This window comes from Pantoea sp. Morm, from assembly GCF_016643525.1.
Lineage (GTDB): Bacteria > Pseudomonadota > Gammaproteobacteria > Enterobacterales > Enterobacteriaceae > Pantoea > Pantoea dispersa.
Genome location: NZ_VOQX01000007.1, coordinates 89,855 through 112,676, shown reverse-complemented (window position 1 = coordinate 112,676; position 22,822 = coordinate 89,855). Strand labels below are relative to the sequence as shown.

Here is a 22,822-nt window from a genome sequence, read left to right as displayed (position 1 = left end):
GGCAGGCGGCACTGGCGGGGGCGGTCGCGGGCACGCTGCCGGACCTCGACGTGTTTATCGACCACGGCGATGCCATTCGCAACATGACGCTGCACCGCACCGAGAGCCACGCGCTGCTGTGGCTGACACTGGTGGCACCGTTACCCAGCTGGCTGGTGGCCGGCGCGACGCGCAGCCGGCAGCACTGGCGCGCCTGGTGCCTCGCCATCTGGCTGGCATTGATCACGCATCCGCTGCTGGACCTGACCACGGTGTACGGCACGCAGCTCGGGCTGCCGCTGACCGATTACCCGTTCGCCATCGGCAGCATGTTCATCATCGATCCGCTCTACACGCTACCGCTGCTGATCGCCCTGATCGTCGCACTGTGGCGGCGGGATGCGTGCGGGCTGCGCTGGAATCAGGCCGGATTGCTCATCAGCACGCTGTACCTGGGCTGGAGTATGGTGGCGCAGAGTATTGCTACCCGGCATATTGAGCATCAGTTGACGCAGCAGGCCGTGCAGCCGCAGCAACTGCTGGTGACGCCCACCGCGTTCAATACGCTGGTGTGGCGCACGGTGATTATCACGCCGCAGCGCTACGGGGAAGCCTGGTGGTCGCTACTGTCGCCCGATCGTCCCCTACAGATTCGCTGGTACGATCGCCATCCCGCGCTTTTTGCCCCGTTTAAAGGCCAGTGGCACGCCGAACGCATTGCGTGGTTCAGCCATGGATTTTATGCCATGCGCCAGCAGGGCAACGATACGCTGATTGTGGATTTGCGCATGGGGGAAGAGCCGGATTACACCTTTACCTTTAATCTCGGTCCCGCCGCAGCGCCGGCAGCAGCACCACAGCGGGAAGATTCGCTGCGGCCGTCGCTGGCGCAGGCGTGGCACAAATTCACAGAGCGCTTATAACGAAAAGGCCCGGATAACCGGGCCTTTTCGTTTAGGTGGATCAGGCTTTACGCCGGCGTAGCAGCCAGCCCATGGTCAGCACCACAAACCACAGTGGCGTCACCATCAGCGCCTGGCGCGTATCTTCCTGCAGCGTCAGCAGCACCAGCACAAAGGCAAAGAAAGCCATGCACACCCAGCACATCAGCTTGCCAAGTGGCATTTTGAAGCGTGACGCCGCATGCCGCTGCGGATGCTGTTTGCGGTAGGCCAGGTAGCTGCACAGGATAATGGTCCAGACAAACATGAACAGAATCGCCGAAACCGTGGTCACCATGGTGAAGACCGTCATCACATCCGGAATCAGATAGATCAACGCCACGCCAGCCAGCAGACACAGGCAGGAGAAGAACAGGCCGGTGGTTGGCACCGCGCGCGCTGAGAGGCGACCAAACGCTTTATGCGCCACGCCCTGTTCCGCCAGGCCATACAGCATGCGGCTGGTGGAGAAGATGCCGCTGTTGGCTGAGGAGGCTGCGGAGGTCAGCACCACAAAGTTAACGATGCTGGCAGCGGCCGGCAGGCCAATCAGCACAAACATTTCAACGAACGGACTGCGATCCGGCATGACCTGGTTCCACGGCGTCACCGCCATGATCACCAGCAGCGCCAGCACGTAGAACATGATGATGCGCAGCGGGATCGCGTTGATGGCACGCGGCAGAACTTTATGCGGATCTTTGGTCTCCGCCGCCGCCGTACCCACCAGTTCAATGCCGACAAAGGCAAACACCGCAATCTGGAAGCCGGCAAAGAAACCGCTCAGCCCTTTCGGGAACATGCCGCCGTGATCCCAGATGTTGCTCAGCGCCGCGTGGCTCCCGTTCGGCGAAGGGTAGTGCAGGCTGACCAGCACAATCCCGGTGATGATTAACGCCACGATGGCGACGATTTTGATAATGGCGAACCAGAACTCCATCTCGCCAAACAGTTTTACCGTGGCGATGTTCAGGGCAAGGAAAACAAACACGCACAGCAGCGCGCTCATCCAGATTGAGAAGTTCGGGAACCACAGCTGGAAATAGGCGCTGATCGCCACCACGTCGGCGATGCCGGTCACCACCCAGCAGAACCAGTAAGTCCAGCCGGTGAAATAACCGGCCCACGGACCGAGCAGATCGGCGGCAAAGTCGCTGAAGGATTTGTACTCAAGGTTGGAGAGCAGCAGCTCACCCATAGCGCGCATCACAAAGAACAGCATAAAACCGATGATCATATAGACGAAGATGATCGACGGACCCGCCAGGCTGATGGTTTTACCGGAGCCCATGAACAGACCGGTGCCAATGGCACCGCCGATAGCGATAAGCTGGATGTGACGGTTATGCAGGTTGCGCCGGAGTTTTTCCGGCTGTTCGGCCTCAATGGGCGCCGCTTTAGATTGATCAACCATAAAAATATCTTTCCTGTCTTGATGTTGTGTCAGCTCTGCTGGCTGTTGAATAACGTGCTTTTGCACAGGGCAAGAGGGCATAAGATAGAGGAAAGGCGGCCACTCTCGGTAATGGTTTTTAAACCTTTGTACCCTTTTGCGTGCTTTACCGTGTCAGTAAATATTTACATGGCGCGCCGTGCCGTCATTTTGCGTAAATGTTCTGCAAATGAGCCGCTTGCACCCCGCAGCGCTGCGCAGGGTTCTACACTTGTCATTTCGATGAACCCGGAAAAAGTGAGGCAGCGTGCGCGCTTTGCTCGCGATAGTGCTGCTGGCCCTGTGCGGCTGGTGGAGTTTACCCTGGCTGAAAACGCATCTGCCGCCACAGTGGAATCCGTTTATACCGCTCCAGGTTACCGATCCGCCGGGCTGGATGACGCGCTACAAGCTGCAGCGGCTGAGCAGCGATCCGGCCGCGTGTCTGGCGGTGATGCGCGCGGCCAGCGCGCAGGGCAGAGTCAGTTTCCGTGAGGTGCCGCCGCTGCAGGGCGATTGTCCGATTGATCAACCGCTGCGCATCAGCCGCTTCGGTGAGGTCACGCTGAGCAGCAGTTTTCTTGCCAGCTGTCCGATGGCGGTGGCCAGCACGCTGTATGTTACACGCAGCAATGCGGCGCTGCAGCAGGCCGGCATTACCTCGCCGCTGCGCCGCATCGCGCATGTTGGCAGTTACGCCTGCCGCAATATTTATCACCGCCAGGAAGGACGCCGCAGTGAACACGCGACGGCGGAGGCGTGGGACATCACGGGGTTTCAGCTGGCGGACGGGCGCTGGCTGCAGGTAGGCAAAAACTGGCAGCAACCGCCGCAGGCCGCTGCCGGTTTGCACGCGTTATGGCGCAACGGCTGTGCCAGCTTCGGTAATGCGCTGGGGCCGGATTACAATGCGGCGCATGCCAGCCATTTCCACCTTGGCATGCGCGGCGCAGGCTTTTGTCGCTAAACTACACCGCCGGGTTTAATCCGCGTTTGATGAGGAAATGATTTGCCGGCCAGGAGAAAATAAATCCGGTGAGCATCGCCAGCTGTAACATAAACCAGAAGGCGCTGAGCAGGGGATTGAGCTGTTGATTAAGCACATATTTTAGGGCCAGCGTCATAAAGATAAAGATTCCCGTTTGATAAATCAGCAGCGGAAAGGTTTCTGTTTTCAGCGCTAATAATAACGTACGGACAATAGAAAGTTGTTCCCGCTGGCGAATGGCCAGAAACTGAAAAAATAATCCCGCCAGTAACGAAATCATCACGCAAATAACCGCCTGTAACCACAGCGCGGGGCTAATTGCAAAATGCTTGAGCAGAGTGACTATTGGCAGGGTGATGATGTCGCCGAATATACAGGCGGCGGCAGAGAGCGAGGTGGAAATAAAAATGGTTTGCCAGCTGGCATAACCGGTTAATCCGGATGGCAGCAGCAGCGCCAGTTTTCGCTGACGTGACGGTTTACGCCCGAGATACCACCATGCCAGCCAGCCGAAAAACGGCATGTACAGCCCGGTGAGCGGCCAGATGATATTCATGACCGCCAGCGGATGCGGGTGACGCAACAGATCTTTAGCTATCATCAGGGCGGTACACATGCCCACGACCAGAAAGGGTAATGCCAGCTGGTTTAACATAGTCAGTCCCACTCAGTTTGCTGAAATCGCGCCAGCCTGCGGAGCTATGCTGGTGCCTGCCACCTTGCGCCTCTGCTAAAGCGTAGCTGGAAAAGACGGTGCCGGAAATGTCTGCCACAGGGGCACGGCAGGGAAACACTGCAGAAATAACTGGAATTAAGCCGCGCTGCGGACTTAATCAGCAGGAAGATTATGACGGGCGGTATAAAAAAGGGGAATGGCAAAGATAATAGCGATTAATGATGAGGCGAATGTTTTATCTGCGAAGTCTGGCGTTTAATCAACAGGACGATTGAAAATTCTTCAGAAAAATCTTATTCTGATTCGCACGACTTATCATCCTGATGGTGCCGCTGGCATACGCACCATAGTTTAATTTCTCATTTGGGTAACATATTGACAACAAGGTAGTTATCACTTTTTGCCCGCAATGCCGCTCTGGTTTCAATCAATATTTTTTCTCTGGTTAATTTATTTTTTACATTAATCGGCACAGATATCCTGTTATGAATAAGGCGTGAAACAGCGCCAGGGCAATAATGACCATCGATAATTATTTCGTCTGGCGAGGCGAAACTGAAAAAGAATTTCAGGCGCTTTCCGAAGTGCTGCAATTGAAATCGCTGCTGCAAAAACATGTTGAGGCCCTTGGATTTGATGCTTTTGCCTTTTTGGTACAGCATCCGGTGCCTTTTACCCGACCGCGTATTTTTCTCTTTAGCACCTATCCGCAGAGCTGGGTGAAACGCTACGAGAGTGAAAATTACTATGCGGTGGATCCGGTGTTAATGCTCTGCCAGCAGCCCGGTCGCGGCGTGGAGTGGACGCGTGATTTATTTACCGGCGCAGGCAATTTATGGGCAGAAGCCAATGCAGCAGGGCTGGTAAGTGGCTTTTCATGCTCGGCAATGGCGCTAAATCGTGCCATTGGTATATTATCTATAGCATCGCAACAACCCAGCCAGACCCAGCACAGACGCGTTGAGCTGGAGGTGCAACTGCACTTCCTGGCGGAACTGAGTTTGCGTGTGCTGGACCGTCTGAATGACGGCTCAATGGTGGTGTTATCGAATGATTTTAGTCAGCGCGAGCTGGAAATATTGAAATGGACAGCGGAGGGAAAAACCTCGGCCGAAATTTCCCTCATTCTGGCTATTTCTGAACACACGGTAAATTTTCACCAAAAGAATATGCAAAAGCGTTTTAATGTTTCCAATAAAACGCAGATTGCCTGTTATGCCGCAGCCATCGGCCTGATATAGCGAAAAGGCAACTACTAATTTTAGTAGTTCCTAAGCCGCAGTCAGTTGTCTACCCTGCGCCGGAAACTCCGCCAGGCTGGCGCTTAATAAATCATTGCAAACATGGGGATGTCAGGGGCGCATGATGAAAATAATTCAAACACAGCTAAAGGATATGCCGTCCTCTTTGCTGGCCGAGTTGGGCACCTATCGTTACAGCGTCTTTGCGCGTGGCGAGGGCTGGTCAATTCCGCCGCGACTCAGTACGCCGGGACAGGAATACGATCGCTTCGATCGTTCCGATGTCACCTGGCTGATTGCCTGGACTGCGCGTCAGGGCATTTGTGGCTGCGCACGTCTGCTACCGTGGCACGAGCCGGAAGTGCCGGAAGGCATGGTGCTGCCTTTTGATCAGCAAAAAGTGTGGGAAATGTCGCGCTATTCGGCCCGCCTTGAAGTCGATGCCGAGCTGCCGCTGAACATCTTATGGCATTCGGTACAGCTGGCAGAGCTGAGCGGGATGGAGTATTTGATCAGTTCAGCCACGCCGATGCTGGAGAAGATGTTTGAGCAGCATCAGGTGGTGTACGAGCCGCTCTCGCCGGGACTGATCCAGTCAGAAGACAATCTGTTTGCCATTCGTATTCCGGTGCAGCAGCCGGCGCTGGCGGAGAAGTATCGCGGCACGCGTCGCTTCAGTCCGGAAGAAGTGCTGCCCTCGCTGGGCGTGTCGGTCAACTGGCAGTCACACAGCTAACGCCCCGCGCAGGATGCGCAGGGCACGCCGCTTACTGACGGTAGGCGGTTTTAATCTGGCGGATGGTGTTGCTGAACACCTCGGCCTGCGGTTTATCGGCCAGCGCGGACTGGACGTAACGCTCCATGTTGATGATCACCTTACCGGCATCAGCCTGGCCCATACCTTTCAGGATCAGCGTCACCATCATTTTCAGGCAGGCGACTTCATCCGCCAGCGCCTGGGTATCGCGCGATGTTACGAAATCTTCATCACTCATCATTATCTCCTTTGTGGAATGACCTTGTGCGCACACATTCTTCCCGTGCATAAAAAACAGAGTATATCATACGCTTGATGGAAGAATTTAGGCCACATCATCGACCCGCGCGCAGACGGTTAATTAATTGCACCGTTCGCTTTTTTTTGTGCGCAAAAAACTTCCAGGGAAAGATTATTTTTTGGTGCTGCCGGCGGAAAGAAGCGAAGGCGGGTTATAAATTATAACTTAATGATATTAGTCACATTTTAACAATTTTATTCCAGTATGGTATTGCATCAGCTAAAAAAAACAATCACTGCGGCCTGCTATTTGACATGGGTCATTAGTTTTGAGATTTATCTGGCGCCCCTGATGTTCTTTCCACGCGAAACCCGGTAAGATAACGCCCCTGAAATATATTTTCCCCCACTAACCTGCGGAGTACGTCCCGTTGATCAGCCTGCTTCTTGTTGATGACCATGAACTGGTACGCGCCGGTATTCGTCGCATACTGGAAGATATGAAGGGACTGGTGATTGCCGGGGAAGTGGCCTGTGGTGAGGATGCGGTAAAATGGTGCCGCACTCATCCTGTGGATGTGGTGCTGATGGACATGAACATGCCCGGCATTGGCGGACTGGAGGCGACGCGCAAAATCGTGCGCTTCAATCCGGATATCCGCATCATCATGCTGACTATCCACACCGAAAATCCCCTGCCAGCGAAAGTCATGCAGGCCGGTGCGGCAGGTTATCTCAGCAAAGGGGCGGCGCCGCAGGAAGTGGTCAGCGCCATTCGCTCGGTGCACGCTGGTCAGCGTTACATCGCCTCTGATATCGCTCAGCAGATGGCGCTGAGCCAGATTGAGCCGCAGCGCGCCGAATCACCGTTCAGCTGTTTGTCGGAAAGGGAATTGCAGATTATGCTGATGATTACCCGAGGGCAAAAGGTGACGGAGATTTCCGAGCAGCTTAACCTGAGCCCGAAAACCGTTAATAGCTATCGCTATCGCATGTTCAGCAAGTTGAACATCAGTGGTGACGTAGAGTTAACGCATCTGGCCATACGCCATGGCCTGTTCAATGCGGAGCCGTTAATCAGTAGTGAGTGACGTTTTCAATCCTAAAGCCTTTCTCAGCACTGTGACCAGTCAGCCCGGCGTCTACCGCATGTATGACGCGACAGGCACGGTGATCTATGTTGGTAAAGCCAAAGACCTTAAAAAACGCCTGAGCAGCTATTTCCGCACGCAGGTGGGAAGCCGTAAGACCGAAGTGCTGGTCAGCAACATCCATAATATTGATGTCACGGTCACCCATACCGAGACCGAAGCGCTGCTGCTGGAGCACAACTACATCAAGTTGTATCAGCCGCGCTACAACGTGCTGCTGCGCGATGATAAGTCGTACCCCTATATTTTCCTTAGCGGCGATCCGCATCCGCGCCTGGCGATGCACCGCGGTGCCAAACACGCTAAAGGCGAATACTTTGGTCCGTTTCCCAACGGCTATGCGGTGCGTGAAACCCTGGCGCTGCTGCAAAAGGTGTTTCCGATTCGCCAGTGCGAGAACAGCGTCTACCGCAACCGTTCGCGCCCGTGCCTGCAGTATCAGATTGGCCGTTGCCTCGGCCCCTGCGTCGCCGGCCTGGTGAGCGAAGAGGAATATGCGCAGCAAACCGACTATGTGCGGCTGTTTCTGGCCGGTAAAGACGATCAGGTAATTAATCAGCTGGTGCAGCGTATGGAGCAGGCCAGCGTGGGCCTGCGCTTCGAAGAGGCGGCGCGCCTGCGGGACCAGATTCAGGCGGTGCGGCGGATTACGGAGAAACAGTTCGTCTCCAATCAGGGCGATGATCTCGACGTGATGGGCGTGGCCTATGACGCCGGCATGGCCTGTCTGCACGTGCTGTTTATCCGGCAGGGCAAAGTGCTGGGCAGCCGCAGCTATTTCCCGAAGGTGCCCGCAGACACGGAACTCACCGAAGTGGTGCAGACGTTTGTCGGACAGTTTTATCTGCAGGGCAGCGAAGCGCGTACCTTACCGGCGGATATCCTGCTGGACTTCAATTTGCCTGAGCGGGAGCTGCTGGCCGCGTCATTGAGCGAACTGGCCGGGCGCAAAGTCAGTATTCAGAGCAAACCGCGCGGCGACCGTGCGCGCTACCTGAAGCTGGCGCGCACCAATGCCGCCACGGCGCTGACGACGCGGCTGGCGCAGCACTCGACCATTCAGCAGCGTCTGGCGGCGCTGGCGGCGTTCCTCAAACTGGAGCAGATTAACCGCATGGAGTGTTTCGACATCAGCCACACCATGGGCGAACAGACCATCGCGTCCTGCGTGGTGTTCAACCGTGACGGCCCGCTGCGCGCTGACTATCGCCGCTACAACATTGAAGGAATTACTCCCGGTGATGACTACGCGGCGATGAATCAGGTGCTGCGCCGTCGTTACGGTAAGGCGCTGGAACCGGAAAAGATCCCGGATGTGATCCTGATCGATGGCGGTAAAGGGCAGCTGGCGCAGGCGCAGCAGGTGTTTGCGGAACTGGATGTGCCGTGGGATAAAAACCGGCCGATTCTGCTCGGCGTGGCAAAAGGCAGCGACCGTAAAGCTGGCCTGGAAACCCTGTTCTTTGCGGCGGAAGGCGAGGGCGTTTCGCTGCCGCCGGACTCGCCGGCGCTGCATGTTATCCAGCACATTCGTGACGACGCTCACAATCATGCAATTTCGGGCCACCGGAAAAAACGCGCTAAAGTGAAGAACACCAGCGCGCTTGAGAGCATTGAAGGCGTCGGACCCAAACGGCGTCAGCAGCTGCTGAAGTACATGGGCGGCCTGCAACCGCTGATGAATGCCAGCGTCGATGAGATCGCTAAAGTACCGGGTATCTCCTTCGCCCTGGCGGAAAAAATCTACTACTCGCTGAAACACTAACATTGAAACAGGGTGGGCAATGTAGGAACATACGTTAAATCCTACTCACACCAGACAGTTACTGGCATATGCAATTTAACATTCCGACGTGTCTTACCCTGTTTCGAGTTGTTCTGATCCCGTTCTTCGTGCTGGCGTTCTATCTGCCATTTCACTGGGCTCCCTTCGCGACGGCGCTGCTGTTTGTCATTGCTGCGGTCACTGACTGGTTTGATGGCTTCCTCGCGCGTCGCTGGAAGCAGACAACACGTTTTGGAGCCTTTCTCGATCCGGTCGCTGACAAAGTGATGGTGGCGATGGCGCTGGTGCTGGTCGCCGAGTATTTCCACGCCTGGTGGATCACGTTGCCGGCCGCCACCATGATCGCCCGTGAAATCATCATCTCGGCCTTACGTGAGTGGATGGCGGAGATAGGCAAGCGCAGTAGCGTGGCGGTGTCGTGGATTGGCAAAGTGAAGACCACGGCGCAGATGCTGTCGCTGGTGGCGCTGCTGTGGCGTCCGGACGCGACCGTAGTAGGCGTTGGCGTGGTGGCGTTGTACATCGCAGCGGTGCTGACTTTCTGGTCAATGTTCCAGTATTTAAGCGCGGCACGCGGCGATTTGCTCGATAGCTGATCGATGCGATTTAAAAAGCAGCAAACGGACGCAGTGTGTGGATAATTTTATTGACTCGTTGCGTCAGATAAGTAGAATGCATCGCATCGAACGGCAGCAAGGCTGCAAGAAGCTGAATAAAATCAGCAAGTTCGGTGAAGCATAAGCAAATGCGGGAATAGCTCAGTTGGTAGAGCACGACCTTGCCAAGGTCGGGGTCGCGAGTTCGAGTCTCGTTTCCCGCTCCAGATATTGCAATACGTCACGTCGCAGACGGCTTGCACCTCAGATTAAAAGGCGCGTTGGCAGAGTGGCCATGCAGCGGATTGCAAATCCGTCCACCTCGGTTCGACTCCGGGACGCGCCTCCAGTTTAAACCCTGCCCGGGTGGTGAAATCGGTAGACACAAGGGATTTAAAATCCCTCGGCTTATGGTCGTGCGGGTTCAAGTCCCGCCCCGGGCACCATATTTAATACCGAATAAAATCAAAGCAATAAGTAGCAATGTCGTGACCGCCCAAGGGCGGTTTTTTTGTGCCTGAAAAATAAAAACGGGACATAACGCCTGTCCCGCTAATCTCAATCCTGAGGCTGGCCGACCGGGCCTTCGCCTTCGCTGGCGCCAGGTACTGACTGCTTGCTGGGCGCATGTGGACGGCCGTCACTGCCCACCGCGTCGCTGTGTTGCATACAGCCGGCCAGGGTAACCAATGTCATTGCCGCTAAGGCTGCCTTCATCAAACCACTCATCTTGCTCTCCTCCTGTTACGAACCGCGTAATCGTTAACGCACTGAGAAATAAGCAAAGCCACGAATCCGCCTTTACGCAAGCGAAGCGCGTACAGTTTTCTTCTTTACTCTTAGCGGTCCTGCGCCAGCGTTTCAACACGACGTCGGTATTCTCCCGGTGTGCAGCCAAACTCACGGACAAACGCTTTGTGAAAGGATGATTCGCTGGCGTAGCCGACGGCCAGAGCGATGTTGATTAACGGGGCTGTTTCGCGCGCCAGTCGCTGAGCGGCCAGCTGCAGACGAAGGGCGGTGAGCACGGCCAGCGGCGTGGTAGCGCTGAGCTGGCGGAACAGCAGCGCGAATGAGGCGCGGGACATAAACACTTGCTGAGCCATGGCTTCTACCGTCCACGGCCTTTCCGGCGCGGCGCACAGTTGGGTGATTAAAGGGCCAAGACGTGGATGCAGAGCCAGGGAGAGTAAGCCAGGTTGCGCTGCGTGAGTTGAGAGCCCATGACGCACCGCCAGTGTGAACAGGCTGCCAATCTGCTGGCTGCGAAGTGCGGCATCACCAGCAGCTGGCAGTGCGTTAGCACTCTGGGTGATGAACGGCAGCACCGCAGCCAGCCAGCGACCATCGCTGCTTGTGGGTTCGGGGGCCAGCATTAGCACTTCGGGCAGGGCGGTGAGGAAAGCATGCGCCGACGCGGGCAGTTCCAGCAGGCCGCATACCAGTTGGGTTGGCTGGGTATGGCGCTGATAAATACGATGCGCGGCGTTTTGCGGCAGAAATATGACGCTGCCAGCAGTGAGTTCGACACCCGCAGTGACGGGCATATCCAGCATGACCCGGCCACCAGTGACCGTATGCCAGCGCACTGCGCACAGGTGCCCGGCGCTGTGCGGCAGTTGCCACTCACCGCTCAGCACGCAGTTCTTATCTATGCTGCCCTGCGGGTTATGCAGCAGCAGCAGTTGACTCAATGGATCCATCTGTTTTTTCCCTTTTCCCTGAACTGCCCGCTTGATTCAGACGCAAAGACAAAAATACCAGCGTTGCGGCGAAATACGGCGCGGCAGCAAACCGTAAGCTTTGGGTGATGACTATTTTTGACGCTCATGGAGAACATCATGAACCATTATCAGGCAGCAATCATCGGATTTGGTAAAGCAGGTAAAACGCTGGCGGCGGCACTGGGGCGCGCCGGATGGCGTGTCGCGATCATCGAAAAATCCCGCGTAATGTATGGTGGCACCTGCATTAATGTTGGCTGTATCCCAACGAAAGCACTGGTACACGATGTGCAACATCATGCCAGTTTCAGCGAGGCCATGCAGCGCAAAGCTGCAGTAGTGGAATTGTTGCGTGAGAAGAATTACCTCAACCTGGCCGCCATTGCGCAGGTCGATATCATTGATGGTGAGGCGGAATTTGTGGATGCCCACACGCTGAAAATCACCTCCTCGCAGCAGGTCAGCCAGATTCATGCTGAGCGAATTTTTATCAATAGCGGTGCCGAAGCGGTGTTTCCCGTGCTGGAAGGCTTAGTTGCCGGACCGCGCGTGGTTGATAGCAGCGGTATCCTGAATTTAACGCAACTGCCGCAGCGGCTGGGGATCCTTGGCGGCGGTTATATTGGCGTTGAGTTTGCTTCCATGTTTGCCGGTTTTGGTAGCGAAGTGACGTTGTTTGAAAGTGCACCGCAATTTCTGGCGCGGGAAGATGATGATATCAGTGCGGCGATAGCCAGGATCCTGCAGGAGCAGGGCGTTAAGCTCGAGCTCAACACTGCATTACAGCGTGTAACCAGCGGTCGCGACAGCGTGACGCTGCATACCGCACAGGGCGATCGTGAAGTCGATGTGCTGCTGGTCGCCACGGGCCGTCGCCCGGCGACGAAGGCACTGAAACTGGAAAATGCGGGAGTGGTGACCGATGCGCGCGGCGCGGTGCGCGTCGATAAACAGCTTAAAACCTCTGTGGATCATATCTGGGCGCTGGGCGATGTTACCGGCGGGCCACAGTTTACCTATATTTCGCTTGATGATTTCCGCATCGTTTACGATCAGTTGCTGGGTAAGGGCACGCGCACCACCGAAGACCGCATTAACATCCCGTATTCCGTGTTTATGACGCCTGTGTTATCACGCATTGGTTTGACTGAAGCGCAGGCGCGCGCGCAGGGGCGGGATATTCAGGTGGTGACACTGCCGGTCGCCGCGATTCCACGTGCGCGCGTTATTGACGACACCCGTGGCATGCTGAAAGCCGTGGTTGATAATGGCAGCCAGCAGATTCTCGGCGTGGCGCTGCTGGCAGCGGACTCGCATGAAGTCATTAACATCGTGAAAACGGTAATGGATGCCGGGCTGCCGTATAGCGTGCTGCGTGACCAGATTTTTACCCACCCAACCATGAGCGAATCGCTCAATGATCTGTTTGCCCTGGTGAAATAATACCGAACAGGACGCCCGCGTCGGGCGTCCCTATCGCACATCTAGCCGAGATTGCCGCTGAGGCGATCGCGGAAATCGCTGCTGCGGTTATCCAGACCGGTGAAGGTGACGCTGGCGCCGTGCCGCTGGTAGCGGTACTCAATGGCGTCGAGCGCCGCCACGCTGGAGGCATCCCAAATCTGCGCGTGGGTCAAATCGATGGTGACGCGCTGCGGATCGTGGCCGTAGTCAAAATGCTCAAACAGATCGTTGCTGCTGGCGAAAAACAGCGGGCCGCGCACCGTGTAGTGCACCTGCTGGCCATCGTCACTCAGCTGGCGTTCGGCATGGATCACGTGAGCGATGCGGCGTGCAAACAGCATCATGGCGAGCATCACGCCCACCAGCACGCCAAGCGCGAGGTTACCGGTCCACACCGTGACGGCGACAGTCAGCACCATCACCAGCGTTTCCGACCACGGCATGCGTTTTAGCGTGGCCGGCTGCAGGCTGTGCCAGTTCACGGTTTTTACCGCGACCACCATCATAATGCCCGCCAGCACCACCATTGGAATCTGTGCCATGATCTGGCTCAGACCGGTGACCAGCAACAGCAGCACCAGCGCCGCGGCCACGGTGGACACCCGGGTACGCGCCTTGCCCAGCTCAACGTTAACAATGGTCTGGCCGATCATCGCGCAGCCGGCGATACCGCCGTAAAACCCTGCCAGAATATTGCCGACGCCCAGCGCCCAGGATTCACGCCGCTTGCCAGAAGGCGTATCGGTCATGTCATCCACCAGTTTGGCGGTCAGCAGGGATTCCATCAGGCCGACGAAGGCGACCGACAGCGCGGTGGGCCAGACAATCTGCAGCGTGTGCAGATTAAGCGGTACCAGCAGGGTAGTGAAATCCGGCATTCCGGCGCGCATTGGCCCTTCATCGCCGACGTTGGGCACGCGATAGCCCAGCAGCAGCGCGACTGCGGTGACAGCCACGATAGCCACCAGCGGCGAAGGCACGCTTTTAAGCACTTTGGGCAGCAGCAGCACGATGGCCAGCGTGGCGGCGAACAGCAGCCACACCAGACCCGACTGGCCCCAGACGTGCGGCACCTGCGCAAAGAAAATCAGTATGCCCAGCGCGTTAACGAAGCCGATCATCACCGAGCGCGGAATATAGCGCATCATGCGCGACAGCCCGGCAAGGCCGAAAATGATCTGAATAACACCGCCGAGGATCACCGCCGGCAGAATGTACTCCACGCCATGCGCGTGCACCATCGGCCCGATCACCAGCGCGACGGAACCGGCCGCCGCGGTGACCATCGCTGGCCGTCCTCCCAGAATCGACAGCGTCAGGCACAGTACCACCGAAGCGACAAGGCTGACTTTAGGGTCGACGCCGGCAATCACGGAGAACGAAATCACTTCCGGTATCAGCGCCAGGGCGGTAATCACCCCGGCCAGGCACTCGCGGGTGAAAAGAGAGGGTGAACGCAGCACACGTGCGACCGTGATGTCGCTCGCTGTGGCTGCGGGGCGATCGGCAGTTTGACTCATCTGTTGCAGGCTCTTCTATTGGATGCGCATGCCGTCACGGCATAGCAATATTTAATGGAAAAGTTAACGCGGGCGATGTTACCGGGGGATGACGCGAGGCGCCAGTAAAACGGGGCGATAAGGTTGATTCCATCCCTGGAATCCGCTGCGGCTACAGCGAAAAATCATCCGGAGTCTGGTGAACCACCAGTTCCAGCAGGTGACGGTAGACATCCAGCTGGACGACATCGGCTTCCTGCTCCAGCCGGCCAATCAGGGCGGCAATAATGGCCTTATTGGTCACCGGCATACCGCTGTGCAGGATTTCAGCAATCAGATGGCCTAAGACTTCCATCTCATTGGTTTCACTGTTGACGGCCTGTTTGAAATTGTCAGCGAGGACATCGCTGCTGTTGACGGCATTTTGCATGTGTAAGCCCTTAAGATTGGCTGATGGCCCAGCGGCCAGCACAACCAGGATGAAATATTTCCGCGCGGACAGGCGCGAAAAACCTGACTCACCACCCAACACAAAAAGACACCTCTGAAGGTGGAAATCCACAACACCTTCAGAGGCGACGCAACTGCATCATTCGTTACCGAATCGTTAACCGATTCATGGCGGCTAAAGTTATACAGTAACCCCTAATCTGTACAAGCGGCGGCTTGTGCATTTCGTGCTTATCAGGCTAATTTACTCAATATTATAGGGTATTTTGCCGAAAAAAGTTATACAGGCAAGCTGTACACACGACCTGATCGGGCCTTTCCGCGACTTAAGTGAAACTGGTAATCTGCGTGCAGCACGACTAAATTTGCTGATGTAAGCAAACTTTTCATTCGCACGTCGCTTAGCTTATAATAACCCTCCCATTTAGTTAGAACTCTAACCATTAGGCCACTACGCTTTGACTGACCATCCACAACCGTTTTCCCGTCTGTTGCATCTTACTGCCCATGCGTGGCGGCTGGCGGTTGATCGTCGCCTGAAAGAGAGCGGTTTGAGTATGAGTAGCTGGCTGGCAATTGCCAGCATAGCGACCGCCAGTGAACCGCCGACGCAAAAGGCGCTGGCACAGCTATTGGGGCTGGAGGAAGCCAGTGTGGTGCCGCTGGTCGATCGGCTGGTGAAACAGCAGCTGCTGGCAGGGGTGCAGCCAAAGGAAGATCGTCGCAAGCGCCTGCTGGTGTTAACCGAGCAGGGCGGCGAGGCGTTCGCTACGGTGAAAACGCAGGCGGATGCGCTGCGCGCCCAGCTGCTGGCCGATATCGATCCCGCCGCGCTGGCAGTGACCGAAAACGTGTTGCAGCAGCTGCTTGAACGCTTAGGAAACGTATAGCCGTGGCGAAACGTAACCCGTACGCCCCCCGCGAATGGCTGCCGCACGAAAAGCCGATGCTGCCGGGATCGCCCTCGACACCGCTGCATGCGCCATCGAAACGCATCGCGTTTGGTCTGATCGGCCTGCTGATCTCCATTACCGGCGCGCTGAGTAATGCGCTGGTGACCGCCAACCTCACCAATCTGCAGGGCACCTTCGCCGCATACAGCAACGAAATCGCCTGGCTGCCGGCGGTCTACGTGATGGGCAATATCTCCATTAATCTGTTGCTGGTGAAGTTCCGCCAGCAGTTTGGTCTGCGGCTGTTTACCGAAGCTTTTCTGGTGCTGTACGTCATCGTGGCGTTTTTTCACATCCTCGCTAACGATCTCAGCTCGGCGATTATCGTGCGTACCGCGCACGGCATGGTGGGCGCGGCGCTCAGCTCGCTGGGCATCTATTATCAGATCCAGGCCTGGCCGGCGAAGCACCGTCTCAAAGCGCTGGTGATTGGTATCACCGCCTCACAGCTGGCGATTCCGCTGGCGCGGCTGTTCTCCAGCGAGCTGCTGCAGCTGGAGGAGTGGCGCGGCCTCTATCTTTTTGAGCTGGGCCTGGCGATGATTGCGCTGGGCTGCGTGCTGGTGGTCAAGCTGCCGCCGGGCGACCGTATCAAAGCGTTCGAAAAGCTCGATTTCGTCACCTTTATGCTGCTGGCACCGGGCATGGCGTTATTGTGCGGCGTGCTGTCGCTCGGTCGCATTGAGTGGTGGTTCAGCACACCCTGGCTTGGTGTCTGTCTGGCGCTGGCGCTGGTGCTGATTGTCGCGGCGGTGGTGCTGGAGCATAACCGCGCTAACCCGCTGATTAACACCCGCTGGCTGAGCAATGGCATGATCGTGCGGCTCGGCATCGTGATGATCATGATGCGCATCGTGCTGGCCGAGCAGAATACCGGCGCGGTGGGCTTTCTGCAGCAGCTGGGCCTGCTCAACGATCAGATGCGCGGGCTGGCGCTGGCGATCATTGCGGGCGTGATCTGCGGCATGATTGCCAGCGCGCTGACCATCAAACCCAACCATCTGAGCTGGCCAATCGTGGTCTCGCTGGCCGTAATGATTGTCGCCTCGCTGATGGATGCGCAATCCAGCCCGCTGACGCGCGCCAGCAATCTCTACTTCAGCCAGTTTCTGCTCGGTTTCAGCAGTGCCTTTTTCCTTGGGCCAGCGATGCTGCTTGGCATCGGCGGCGTGGTGACTCAGCCGAAAAATCTGGTGAGTTTTGTCGTGCTGTTTGGCATGAGCCAGAATCTTGGCGGGCTGATTGGCTCCGCCATTCTCGGCACCTTCCAGACGTGGCGCGAAAAATATCACTCCAGCCTGCTGGGCGATCAGCTGTCGCTGCTCGATCCCAATGTGGTGGATCGCCTTAGCCAGTACAGCGCGCTGTTTCGCAGCCAGCTGGCGGACAGCGGCCTGCTCAGCGCGCAGAGCAACAGTCAGCTGCAAACCGTGGCCACGCTGCAGGCCAACGTGCTGGCTTATAACGATACCTATTTACTGACTGCCGCGCTGGCAATGGTAACGCTGATGTGGGTGCTGTGGCGCCTGACGCGGCTGCGTTATCTCAACTGGCGCCAGGCGCGACATAATCTGACTGAGCAACAGCAGCAGGCTGCGCCAGCAAACCGAACGGAGACCCCATGAGTCAACAGGACGATCTACAGGCTGCGGAGCGCGAGCGCACCAACCGCCGACGCATTCTCTCTATCGCCGCCGGGAGCGGTATCGCCATCGTGGGCGTGCTGGTGATCTTATACGCCTGGCAGCTGTGGCCCTTCACCAGCACCATCCAGTCAACGGAAAACGCCTACGTGCGCGGCCAGGTGACCTTTATCAGCCCGCAGGTCAGCGGCTACCTGACGAACGTTGAGGTGGTGGATCTGCAGCCGGTGCGCAAAGGACAGCTGCTGATGACCATTGACGATCGTATCTATCGCCAGCGCGTGCATCAGGCGCAGGCACAGCTGGCGATGAAGATTGCCGCGCAGAATAACAACCAGCAGCAGCAGAAGAGTGCGGAGGCCACAATCGCCAGCAATAAAGCCGCGCTGGAGAATGCCAAAGCGCAGGCGCTGAAAAGCAGTCTGGATTTGAGGCGGGTGGAAAATCTGGCGGCGGATGGCTCGCTGTCGGTACGCGAGCGTGACGCCGCGCGCGCAGCCAATGCGCAGGCTCAGGCCCAGCTGCGCCAGGCGGCGGCGCAGGTGGCGGTCTCGCAGCAGAATCTGCAAACCACTATCGTTAACCGCGCGGCGCTGGCCGGCGACGTAGCCAGCGCGCAGGCGGCACTGGAGCTGGCCAATATCGATCTGGACAATACGCGCATTATCGCGCCGGACAGCGGCCAGCTCGGTCAGCTGTCGGTGCGCAAAGGCACGTACGTTACTGCCGGCACGCGGCTGACCTCGGTGGTGCCGGATAATAAATGGGTGATCGCCAACCTGAAGGAAACCCAGCTGGCGCGCGTGCGCCCCGGTCTGCCGGTGTCGATCCGCGTTGATGCGCTGGACGGCAAGCGCTTTGACGGCCGCGTTGAGTTTATCTCGCCCGCGGCCGGATCTGAGTTCAGCGCTATCTCGCCAGATAACGCCACCGGTAACTTCGTGAAAATCGCCCAGCGCATTCCGGTGCGCATCAAAATTCTTGGTGATGAACTGCAGCAGCTGCGGCCCGGGATGTCAGTGGAAGTCGACATTGATACCGCCGCCGAACCACACCGGGATGCGTTATGAAGCGGCCGTTACTCGCGGTGCTCATCGCGATGCTGCTGACCGGCTGCGCCCGCGAAGTGGAGCAGGCGCCGTCGTCGCTGCCGATTCCGCCCGACTGGCGCCAGCAGGTCGGGCCCGCCGCCGCGCCGGAAGCACAGTGGTGGCGCAGCTTTGGTGATGATCGCCTCAACTGGCTGGTGAACCAGGCGCTGCAACACAACAGCGATATTCTCATTGCCCGGTCGCGCGTCGATCAGTATCGCGCCGAGCTGCGCGCTGCGCAGGGCGACAACTTCCCCACGCTGTCGGCGGGCGTGGCGGCAACCCATCAGCGTGCGCTGTCAGCGGCAACCGGCCAGCCGTACGAAAGTGCGGTATTTCAGGGACTGCTGCAGGCGAATTATGAGGTCGACTTGTGGGGCAGCCGCAGCAACAGCACCCGCGCGGCGGAAGCCACGCTGGCGGCGCAGCGTGCGGCGGCCTCGGCAGCCGAGCTGACGGTGGCCAGCTCGGTCGCGTCCGGTTACCTCAGCCTGTGCGCGCTCGACGAGCAGCTGCGCGTCACCGAGGCCACGCTGGAAACGCGGCAGAACTCGCTGAACCTGGCGCAGCGTCAGTTCGAAACCGGCTATACCTCGCGGCTGGAATGGATGCAGGCGGCATCGGAGTATCAGACGGCGAAAGCGCAAATTCCCCAGCTGCAGCATCAGATCGCCCAGCAGGAGAACGCACTCAGCATTCTGGTGGGCATGAATCCGCGCCAGATTGCGCGCAGCAGCCAGTTCGACCAGCTGCGACCACACGCACTGCCGGCGCTGCTGCCGTCGCAGCTGCTGAATCGCCGGCCTGACATAGTCCAGGCGCAGCGCCTGCTGCTGGCGAGCGACGCGTCGCTGGCGGCGGCACAGGCACAGCTGCTGCCATCGCTCAACCTGACGGCGTCCGGCACGCTGCAGAGCAGCCAGCTACACGATCTGCTGGATAATCCGTTCCGCCTGTGGAGCATCGGCGGCAGCGTGCTGGCACCGCTGCTCAACCGCGAAGCGCTGACCGCACAGGTGGATGTGGCGATGGCATCGCGCAACCAGGCGCTGTACGGCTACGAAAGAGTGGTGCGCAACGCCTTTGCCGAGGTGGATAACGCGCTGGATGCCATTACGCGCAGCCAGCAGCAGCTGACGGAACTGCAGGCGCAGGAGCGCTACGTTGCCGAGGCGTGGCGGATTGCGCGCAACCGTTATCAGAATGGCTATGCGTCCTACCTTGATGAGCTTGATGCGCAGCGCACGCTGTTCAGCACCCAGCTGAATATTGTGGCGGTGAAAAACACGCTGCTGCTGGCGCAAATCGATCTCTACCGCGCCCTCGGCGGCGGCTGGCAGGGTTGATCATCATGCCGCAGCCGCCTGGCTGCGGTCATAAATGACGTCTAAAGCCCGTTCACCCCGCTTTCACAACAGCACCAGCCCGAACTTAAGTGGTTCATGCTTTTTTTTACTTGTCTTTACAATTAGTGGTATTATCCGCGGCGCTTTACACAGTCTGAACGGAACTATGCAGGGGTTGTTGCCTGCACGGCCGCGTGGTTGCGCGGCTTGCCATGACAGGGGAAGAAAAGGAAATGATGAATAAAAAAGCCACGCTGGCACTGCTGGTTGCAGCGGTATTTATCACCGGCTGTGCATCGCGCACGGCACCGATCCAGAACGTCAGCCAGACGGTCGCGCAGAGCTACAGCGATCAGCAGATGCAGCGCGCTATCGTGGAAGCTGGCGCGGCCAATCACTGGGTGATCTCACCGGCGGGTTCGGGCGTGATGAATGGTCTGCTGGCAGAACGCGGCCACACGGCGAATATCCGTATTACCTATACTGCTAACAGCTACCGCATTGATTACGTCAGTAGCACCAATCTGAAAGCAGGCAGTGGCCAGATTCACCGTAACTACAACCGCTGGATTCAGAACCTGAACCAGGGCATCCAGACCCGTCTGGCGGTGCAGGCGGTAAAATAAGTCATCACGCGCGCCGCTAACAGTTAATCGTAAAGTTAGCTGGCACGCTGCCGAAATAGAAACAGGCGGACCCGATGTCCGCCTGAGAACTCGGCGACATCCGCGTGAGGCGGATGACTGGAATAGAGAGCAGGGAAGGGATGCCGCGCAGCGAAAATCTGACCATCCCTGAGGCTGAAGAAAGAATGCAGGTATGAAACTCGCTTACTCCCTTGTTGACTGGCATGCCATCGCGCCGGGCCACAGCAGTGCCGACGACTGGCAGCGCTGGGCGCAACACGCGCCGGTACTGGATGCCTGCCTGGCTATCGCCAAACCTCAGTTTTTACCGATGATGACTGCCCGTCGTCTCAGCCCCGGCAGCCGCGCTGCCGTTGAGTGCGGCCTTGCGCTGCTGGCCCGACAGTCGGTTGACGCCGTGGTGTTTACCAGCCGCCATGGCGAACTGGAACGCAATCTGCGTATTCTGCGTACGCTTGCGGACGGCCAGCCGCTATCCCCCACCGACTTCGCGATGTCGGTGCACAACTCGGCGGTCGGCAGCCTGACCATCGCCGCACGTCAGCCATTAGTGTCATCGTCAATTTCTGCCGGCATCGACAGCTTCCAGCAGGGCCTGCTTGAGGTCATCACGCTGCATCAGGCCGGTTACCGGCAGGTGCTGCTGGTGGATTTTGACGGGCTGGTGCCCGACTACTACCGTCCGTGGCTGCCGGAGATCGATACCTTTAATGCACCCTACGCGGTTGCGCTGCTGCTGCGCGCCGGCGAAGCGTGGCGCTGTACGGCGATCGCCGCCCGCGCTCAGCCCGATGCGCTGCCGCAGAGCCTGCAGTTTCTGCATGCGATGCTGAGCGAAACGGCGGATTTCACCCTGGCCGGCGAGCGTCATCAGTGGCGCTGGGAGCGTGCTCATGGCGGATAACGCTATGCCGATGCGTCAGCGGCGCGGTGGCAACTATTACTGGCGGCTGGTGATGACCGCGCTTTGCTTTAGCCTGTTCAGCATTGGCGGTCTGTTGCTGTCGCTGATCTGGTTCAACCTGCTGCTGCTGATTCAGCGTGACGGTCTGCGCCGGCGGCAGATCGCGCGCCGCAGCATTGCGTTGAACTTTCGCTGCTTTCTGCGCTTCTGCCGTTTTGTCGGCGTGTATGACTATCAGATGCTGGGTGCAGAAGCGCTGCGTCAGGATCGCGGCTGCCTGATTGTCGCCAACCATCCGTCGCTGATCGATTACGTGATGATCGCCTCGCTGTTACCCGAGATGGATTGCCTGGTGAAGGCCGACCTGCAGCACAACATTTTCTTCCGCGGCGTTATTAAATCAGCCGATTACCTGATCAACAGCGAGGCGGAGACGCTACTGCCGGATAGCCAGCAGCGGCTGGCACGCGGCGATACCATTCTAATTTTCCCCGAAGGGACGCGCACCCGCTACGGCCAGCCGCTGCAACTGCAGCGCGGTGCGGCAAATATTGCGGTGCGCGCCGGATGCGATCTGCGCGTGATTCATATCACCTGTACCCAGCGTATGCTCGACAAGCAAAGCCGCTGGTATCAGATTCCGCTGGTTAAACCGGTTTTTACGGTACGCGTACAATCGCGTATTGCCAGCCACGCCTTTCACGAAGCGGATGAGGATGCGCAGCCGCTGGCCGCGCGCCGTTTGACGCGTTATCTGCAACAGGCGCTGGTGCCTGAAGAGACAAAGTAAGTTATGCAAGCACTGATTGACGACATTAAAACCATGATTATCGACACGCTGAATCTGGAAGATATCAGTCCGGATGATATCGATAGCGATGCACCGCTGTTTGGCGAAGGGCTGGGGCTCGACTCGATCGATGCGCTGGAGCTGGGACTGGCGGTGAAAAACCGCTTCGGCGTGCAGCTCTCCGCCGAGAGCGAAACGCTGCGGGCGCACTTTTTTTCCGTGGCCACGCTGGCCGCTTTTGTTGAACAACAGCAAGCCTGAGAACCGTCGACATGAATAAACAAGATATTTACCAGGAAGTGGCGACGCTGCTGGCTACGCTGTTCGAAATTGATCCGGACGAGATCCGCCCGGACGCTCGCCTGTATGAAGATCTCGAACTCGACAGTATTGATGCGGTTGACATGGTGGTGCATCTGCAAAAACGCACCGGGCGTAAGATCAAGCCAGAAGCCTTCCGCGCGGTGCGCACCGTACAGGACGTGGTTGACGCCGTCGACCAGCTGATGCGCGACCAGGCCTGA

At 57.7% G+C, this 22,822-nt stretch carries 24 protein-coding genes and 3 tRNA genes; 20 read left to right on the top strand and 7 right to left on the bottom strand.

What is annotated here, in order from left to right:
* Positions 1-902: metal-dependent hydrolase (locus tag FT726_RS04605; protein WP_346302433.1), on the top strand; the 902-nt coding region annotated here is incomplete at its 5' end.
* A gap of 40 nt (positions 903-942) precedes the next feature.
* Here FT726_RS04605 and cycA read toward each other — a convergent pair.
* A complete protein-coding gene (gene cycA / locus FT726_RS04600; RefSeq protein WP_125308514.1) occupies positions 943-2,334 on the bottom strand; it encodes a D-serine/D-alanine/glycine transporter in 1,392 nt (463 codons plus the stop codon).
* Between the two features lie 286 nt (positions 2,335-2,620).
* On the opposite strand from cycA, the gene FT726_RS04595 reads away from it, so the two are divergent.
* The gene (locus tag FT726_RS04595; RefSeq protein ID WP_058769587.1) at positions 2,621-3,319 is read left to right on the top strand and encodes an extensin family protein; all 699 of its coding nucleotides are present in this window, start codon (positions 2,621-2,623) and stop codon (positions 3,317-3,319) included.
* A gap of 1 nt (position 3,320) precedes the next feature.
* On the opposite strand, the gene FT726_RS04590 is transcribed toward FT726_RS04595, so the two are convergent.
* A complete protein-coding gene (locus FT726_RS04590) occupies positions 3,321-3,995 on the bottom strand; it encodes a DUF4396 domain-containing protein (RefSeq protein WP_059008910.1) in 675 nt (224 codons plus the stop codon).
* A 539-nt stretch (positions 3,996-4,534) separates the two neighbouring features.
* Between FT726_RS04590 and sdiA the strand changes: the two genes are divergently transcribed.
* Both sdiA and FT726_RS04580 read left to right on the top strand, forming a co-directional pair.
* Positions 4,535-5,257, top strand: coding sequence for a transcriptional regulator SdiA (gene sdiA / locus FT726_RS04585; RefSeq protein ID WP_021508278.1), 723 nt, complete (start codon positions 4,535-4,537; stop codon positions 5,255-5,257).
* 124 nt (positions 5,258-5,381) lie between these two features.
* Positions 5,382-5,993 (top strand): acyl-homoserine-lactone synthase, encoded by a 612-nt coding sequence (locus tag FT726_RS04580; RefSeq protein ID WP_031279842.1) that lies wholly within the window; start codon positions 5,382-5,384, stop codon positions 5,991-5,993.
* A 31-nt stretch (positions 5,994-6,024) separates the two neighbouring features.
* Here FT726_RS04580 and FT726_RS04575 read toward each other — a convergent pair whose 3' ends face one another.
* Positions 6,025-6,252, bottom strand: coding sequence for a DUF2594 family protein (locus tag FT726_RS04575; RefSeq protein ID WP_010616664.1), 228 nt, complete (start codon positions 6,250-6,252; stop codon positions 6,025-6,027).
* A 433-nt stretch (positions 6,253-6,685) separates the two neighbouring features.
* Here FT726_RS04575 and uvrY point away from each other — a divergent pair, with 433 nt between their 5' ends.
* The 6 genes from uvrY (at position 6,686) to FT726_RS04545 (ending at position 10,233) form a co-directional block, all read left to right on the top strand.
* Positions 6,686-7,345, top strand: a complete 660-nt coding sequence (gene uvrY, locus FT726_RS04570) for a UvrY/SirA/GacA family response regulator transcription factor (protein ID WP_021508277.1) — start codon at positions 6,686-6,688, stop codon at positions 7,343-7,345.
* Entirely contained in the window at positions 7,338-9,170 is a 1,833-nt protein-coding gene (uvrC, locus tag FT726_RS04565) for an excinuclease ABC subunit UvrC (protein WP_021508276.1), read from the top strand. Before uvrY ends, uvrC begins: the two co-directional genes overlap by 8 nt.
* 68 nt (positions 9,171-9,238) lie before the next feature.
* Entirely contained in the window at positions 9,239-9,787 is a 549-nt protein-coding gene (gene pgsA / locus FT726_RS04560) for a CDP-diacylglycerol--glycerol-3-phosphate 3-phosphatidyltransferase (RefSeq protein WP_021508275.1), read from the top strand.
* A 151-nt stretch (positions 9,788-9,938) separates the two neighbouring features.
* A tRNA-Gly gene (locus tag FT726_RS04555) sits at positions 9,939-10,014 on the top strand.
* Positions 10,015-10,062: 48 nt separating this feature from the next.
* Positions 10,063-10,136 (top strand) — tRNA-Cys (locus FT726_RS04550).
* Positions 10,137-10,147: 11 nt separating this feature from the next.
* Positions 10,148-10,233, top strand: a tRNA-Leu gene (locus FT726_RS04545).
* A 112-nt stretch (positions 10,234-10,345) separates the two neighbouring features.
* On the opposite strand, the gene FT726_RS04540 is transcribed toward FT726_RS04545, so the two are convergent.
* Positions 10,346-10,516: a hypothetical protein gene (locus tag FT726_RS04540; RefSeq protein ID WP_058759704.1), complete on the bottom strand. Its 171-nt coding sequence runs from the start codon at positions 10,514-10,516 to the stop codon at positions 10,346-10,348.
* 110 nt (positions 10,517-10,626) lie between these two features.
* Complete coding sequence (gene rclR, locus FT726_RS04535) at positions 10,627-11,490, bottom strand: reactive chlorine-specific transcriptional regulator RclR (RefSeq protein ID WP_346302432.1); 864 nt, start codon at positions 11,488-11,490, stop codon at positions 10,627-10,629.
* Positions 11,491-11,628: 138 nt separating this feature from the next.
* On the opposite strand from rclR, the gene rclA reads away from it, so the two are divergent.
* The gene (gene rclA, locus FT726_RS04530; RefSeq protein ID WP_346302431.1) at positions 11,629-12,954 is read left to right on the top strand and encodes a reactive chlorine resistance oxidoreductase RclA; all 1,326 of its coding nucleotides are present in this window, start codon (positions 11,629-11,631) and stop codon (positions 12,952-12,954) included.
* Positions 12,955-12,995: 41 nt separating this feature from the next.
* Here rclA and FT726_RS04525 read toward each other — a convergent pair whose 3' ends face one another.
* A complete protein-coding gene (locus tag FT726_RS04525) occupies positions 12,996-14,495 on the bottom strand; it encodes a SulP family inorganic anion transporter (RefSeq protein WP_288422672.1) in 1,500 nt (499 codons plus the stop codon).
* 151 nt (positions 14,496-14,646) lie between these two features.
* A complete protein-coding gene (locus tag FT726_RS04520; protein WP_058759735.1) occupies positions 14,647-14,904 on the bottom strand; it encodes a biofilm/acid-resistance regulator YmgB/AriR in 258 nt (85 codons plus the stop codon).
* 478 nt (positions 14,905-15,382) lie between these two features.
* Here FT726_RS04520 and FT726_RS04515 point away from each other — a divergent pair, with 478 nt between their 5' ends.
* The 9 genes from FT726_RS04515 (at position 15,383) to FT726_RS04475 (ending at position 22,822) form a co-directional block, all read left to right on the top strand.
* Entirely contained in the window at positions 15,383-15,814 is a 432-nt protein-coding gene (locus FT726_RS04515; protein ID WP_346302430.1) for a MarR family transcriptional regulator, read from the top strand.
* Between the two features lie 2 nt (positions 15,815-15,816).
* Entirely contained in the window at positions 15,817-17,502 is a 1,686-nt protein-coding gene (locus tag FT726_RS04510; RefSeq protein WP_058759699.1) for an MFS transporter, read from the top strand.
* Complete coding sequence (locus FT726_RS04505) at positions 17,499-18,590, top strand: HlyD family secretion protein (protein ID WP_288422671.1); 1,092 nt, start codon at positions 17,499-17,501, stop codon at positions 18,588-18,590. The genes FT726_RS04510 and FT726_RS04505 overlap by 4 nt, the downstream gene beginning before the upstream one ends.
* On the top strand, positions 18,587-19,957 hold the full coding sequence (locus tag FT726_RS04500) for an efflux transporter outer membrane subunit (RefSeq protein ID WP_346302429.1): 1,371 nt from the start codon (positions 18,587-18,589) through the stop codon (positions 19,955-19,957). Before FT726_RS04505 ends, FT726_RS04500 begins: the two co-directional genes overlap by 4 nt.
* Positions 19,958-20,190: 233 nt before the next feature.
* Positions 20,191-20,583 carry a hypothetical protein gene (locus FT726_RS04495; RefSeq protein WP_346302428.1) on the top strand — a complete coding sequence of 131 codons (393 nt, stop codon included), beginning with the start codon at positions 20,191-20,193 and terminating at the stop codon, positions 20,581-20,583.
* Between the two features lie 193 nt (positions 20,584-20,776).
* Positions 20,777-21,508 carry a beta-ketoacyl synthase chain length factor gene (locus FT726_RS04490; protein WP_346302427.1) on the top strand — a complete coding sequence of 244 codons (732 nt, stop codon included), beginning with the start codon at positions 20,777-20,779 and terminating at the stop codon, positions 21,506-21,508.
* Positions 21,498-22,298, top strand: a complete 801-nt coding sequence (locus FT726_RS04485) for a 1-acyl-sn-glycerol-3-phosphate acyltransferase (protein WP_288422668.1) — start codon at positions 21,498-21,500, stop codon at positions 22,296-22,298. Before FT726_RS04490 ends, FT726_RS04485 begins: the two co-directional genes overlap by 11 nt.
* Positions 22,299-22,301: 3 nt before the next feature.
* Positions 22,302-22,559 carry a phosphopantetheine-binding protein gene (locus FT726_RS04480; RefSeq protein WP_021508263.1) on the top strand — a complete coding sequence of 86 codons (258 nt, stop codon included), beginning with the start codon at positions 22,302-22,304 and terminating at the stop codon, positions 22,557-22,559.
* An 11-nt stretch (positions 22,560-22,570) separates the two neighbouring features.
* On the top strand, positions 22,571-22,822 hold the full coding sequence (locus FT726_RS04475) for an acyl carrier protein (RefSeq protein ID WP_282995860.1): 252 nt from the start codon (positions 22,571-22,573) through the stop codon (positions 22,820-22,822).

Bases quoted from the DNA above. Each gene is read 5' to 3' on its own strand.
- cycA (WP_125308514.1), bottom strand. From the start codon at position 2,334: ATGGTTGATCAATCTAAAGCGGCGCCCATTGAGGCCGAACAGCCGGAA.
- FT726_RS04590 (WP_059008910.1), bottom strand. From the start codon at position 3,995: ATGTTAAACCAGCTGGCATTACCCTTTCTGGTCGTGGGCATGTGTACC.
- sdiA (WP_021508278.1), top strand. From the start codon at position 4,535: ATGACCATCGATAATTATTTCGTCTGGCGAGGCGAAACTGAAAAAGAA.
- FT726_RS04580 (WP_031279842.1), top strand. From the start codon at position 5,382: ATGAAAATAATTCAAACACAGCTAAAGGATATGCCGTCCTCTTTGCTG.
- FT726_RS04575 (WP_010616664.1), bottom strand. From the start codon at position 6,252: ATGAGTGATGAAGATTTCGTAACATCGCGCGATACCCAGGCGCTGGCG.
- pgsA (WP_021508275.1), top strand. From the start codon at position 9,239: ATGCAATTTAACATTCCGACGTGTCTTACCCTGTTTCGAGTTGTTCTG.
- FT726_RS04540 (WP_058759704.1), bottom strand. From the start codon at position 10,516: ATGAGTGGTTTGATGAAGGCAGCCTTAGCGGCAATGACATTGGTTACC.
- rclR (WP_346302432.1), bottom strand. From the start codon at position 11,490: ATGGATCCATTGAGTCAACTGCTGCTGCTGCATAACCCGCAGGGCAGC.
- rclA (WP_346302431.1), top strand. From the start codon at position 11,629: ATGAACCATTATCAGGCAGCAATCATCGGATTTGGTAAAGCAGGTAAA.
- FT726_RS04525 (WP_288422672.1), bottom strand. From the start codon at position 14,495: ATGAGTCAAACTGCCGATCGCCCCGCAGCCACAGCGAGCGACATCACG.
- FT726_RS04520 (WP_058759735.1), bottom strand. From the start codon at position 14,904: ATGCAAAATGCCGTCAACAGCAGCGATGTCCTCGCTGACAATTTCAAA.
- FT726_RS04505 (WP_288422671.1), top strand. From the start codon at position 17,499: ATGAGTCAACAGGACGATCTACAGGCTGCGGAGCGCGAGCGCACCAAC.
- FT726_RS04500 (WP_346302429.1), top strand. From the start codon at position 18,587: ATGAAGCGGCCGTTACTCGCGGTGCTCATCGCGATGCTGCTGACCGGC.
- FT726_RS04495 (WP_346302428.1), top strand. From the start codon at position 20,191: ATGATGAATAAAAAAGCCACGCTGGCACTGCTGGTTGCAGCGGTATTT.
- FT726_RS04490 (WP_346302427.1), top strand. From the start codon at position 20,777: ATGAAACTCGCTTACTCCCTTGTTGACTGGCATGCCATCGCGCCGGGC.
- FT726_RS04485 (WP_288422668.1), top strand. From the start codon at position 21,498: ATGGCGGATAACGCTATGCCGATGCGTCAGCGGCGCGGTGGCAACTAT.
- FT726_RS04480 (WP_021508263.1), top strand. From the start codon at position 22,302: ATGCAAGCACTGATTGACGACATTAAAACCATGATTATCGACACGCTG.
- FT726_RS04475 (WP_282995860.1), top strand. From the start codon at position 22,571: ATGAATAAACAAGATATTTACCAGGAAGTGGCGACGCTGCTGGCTACG.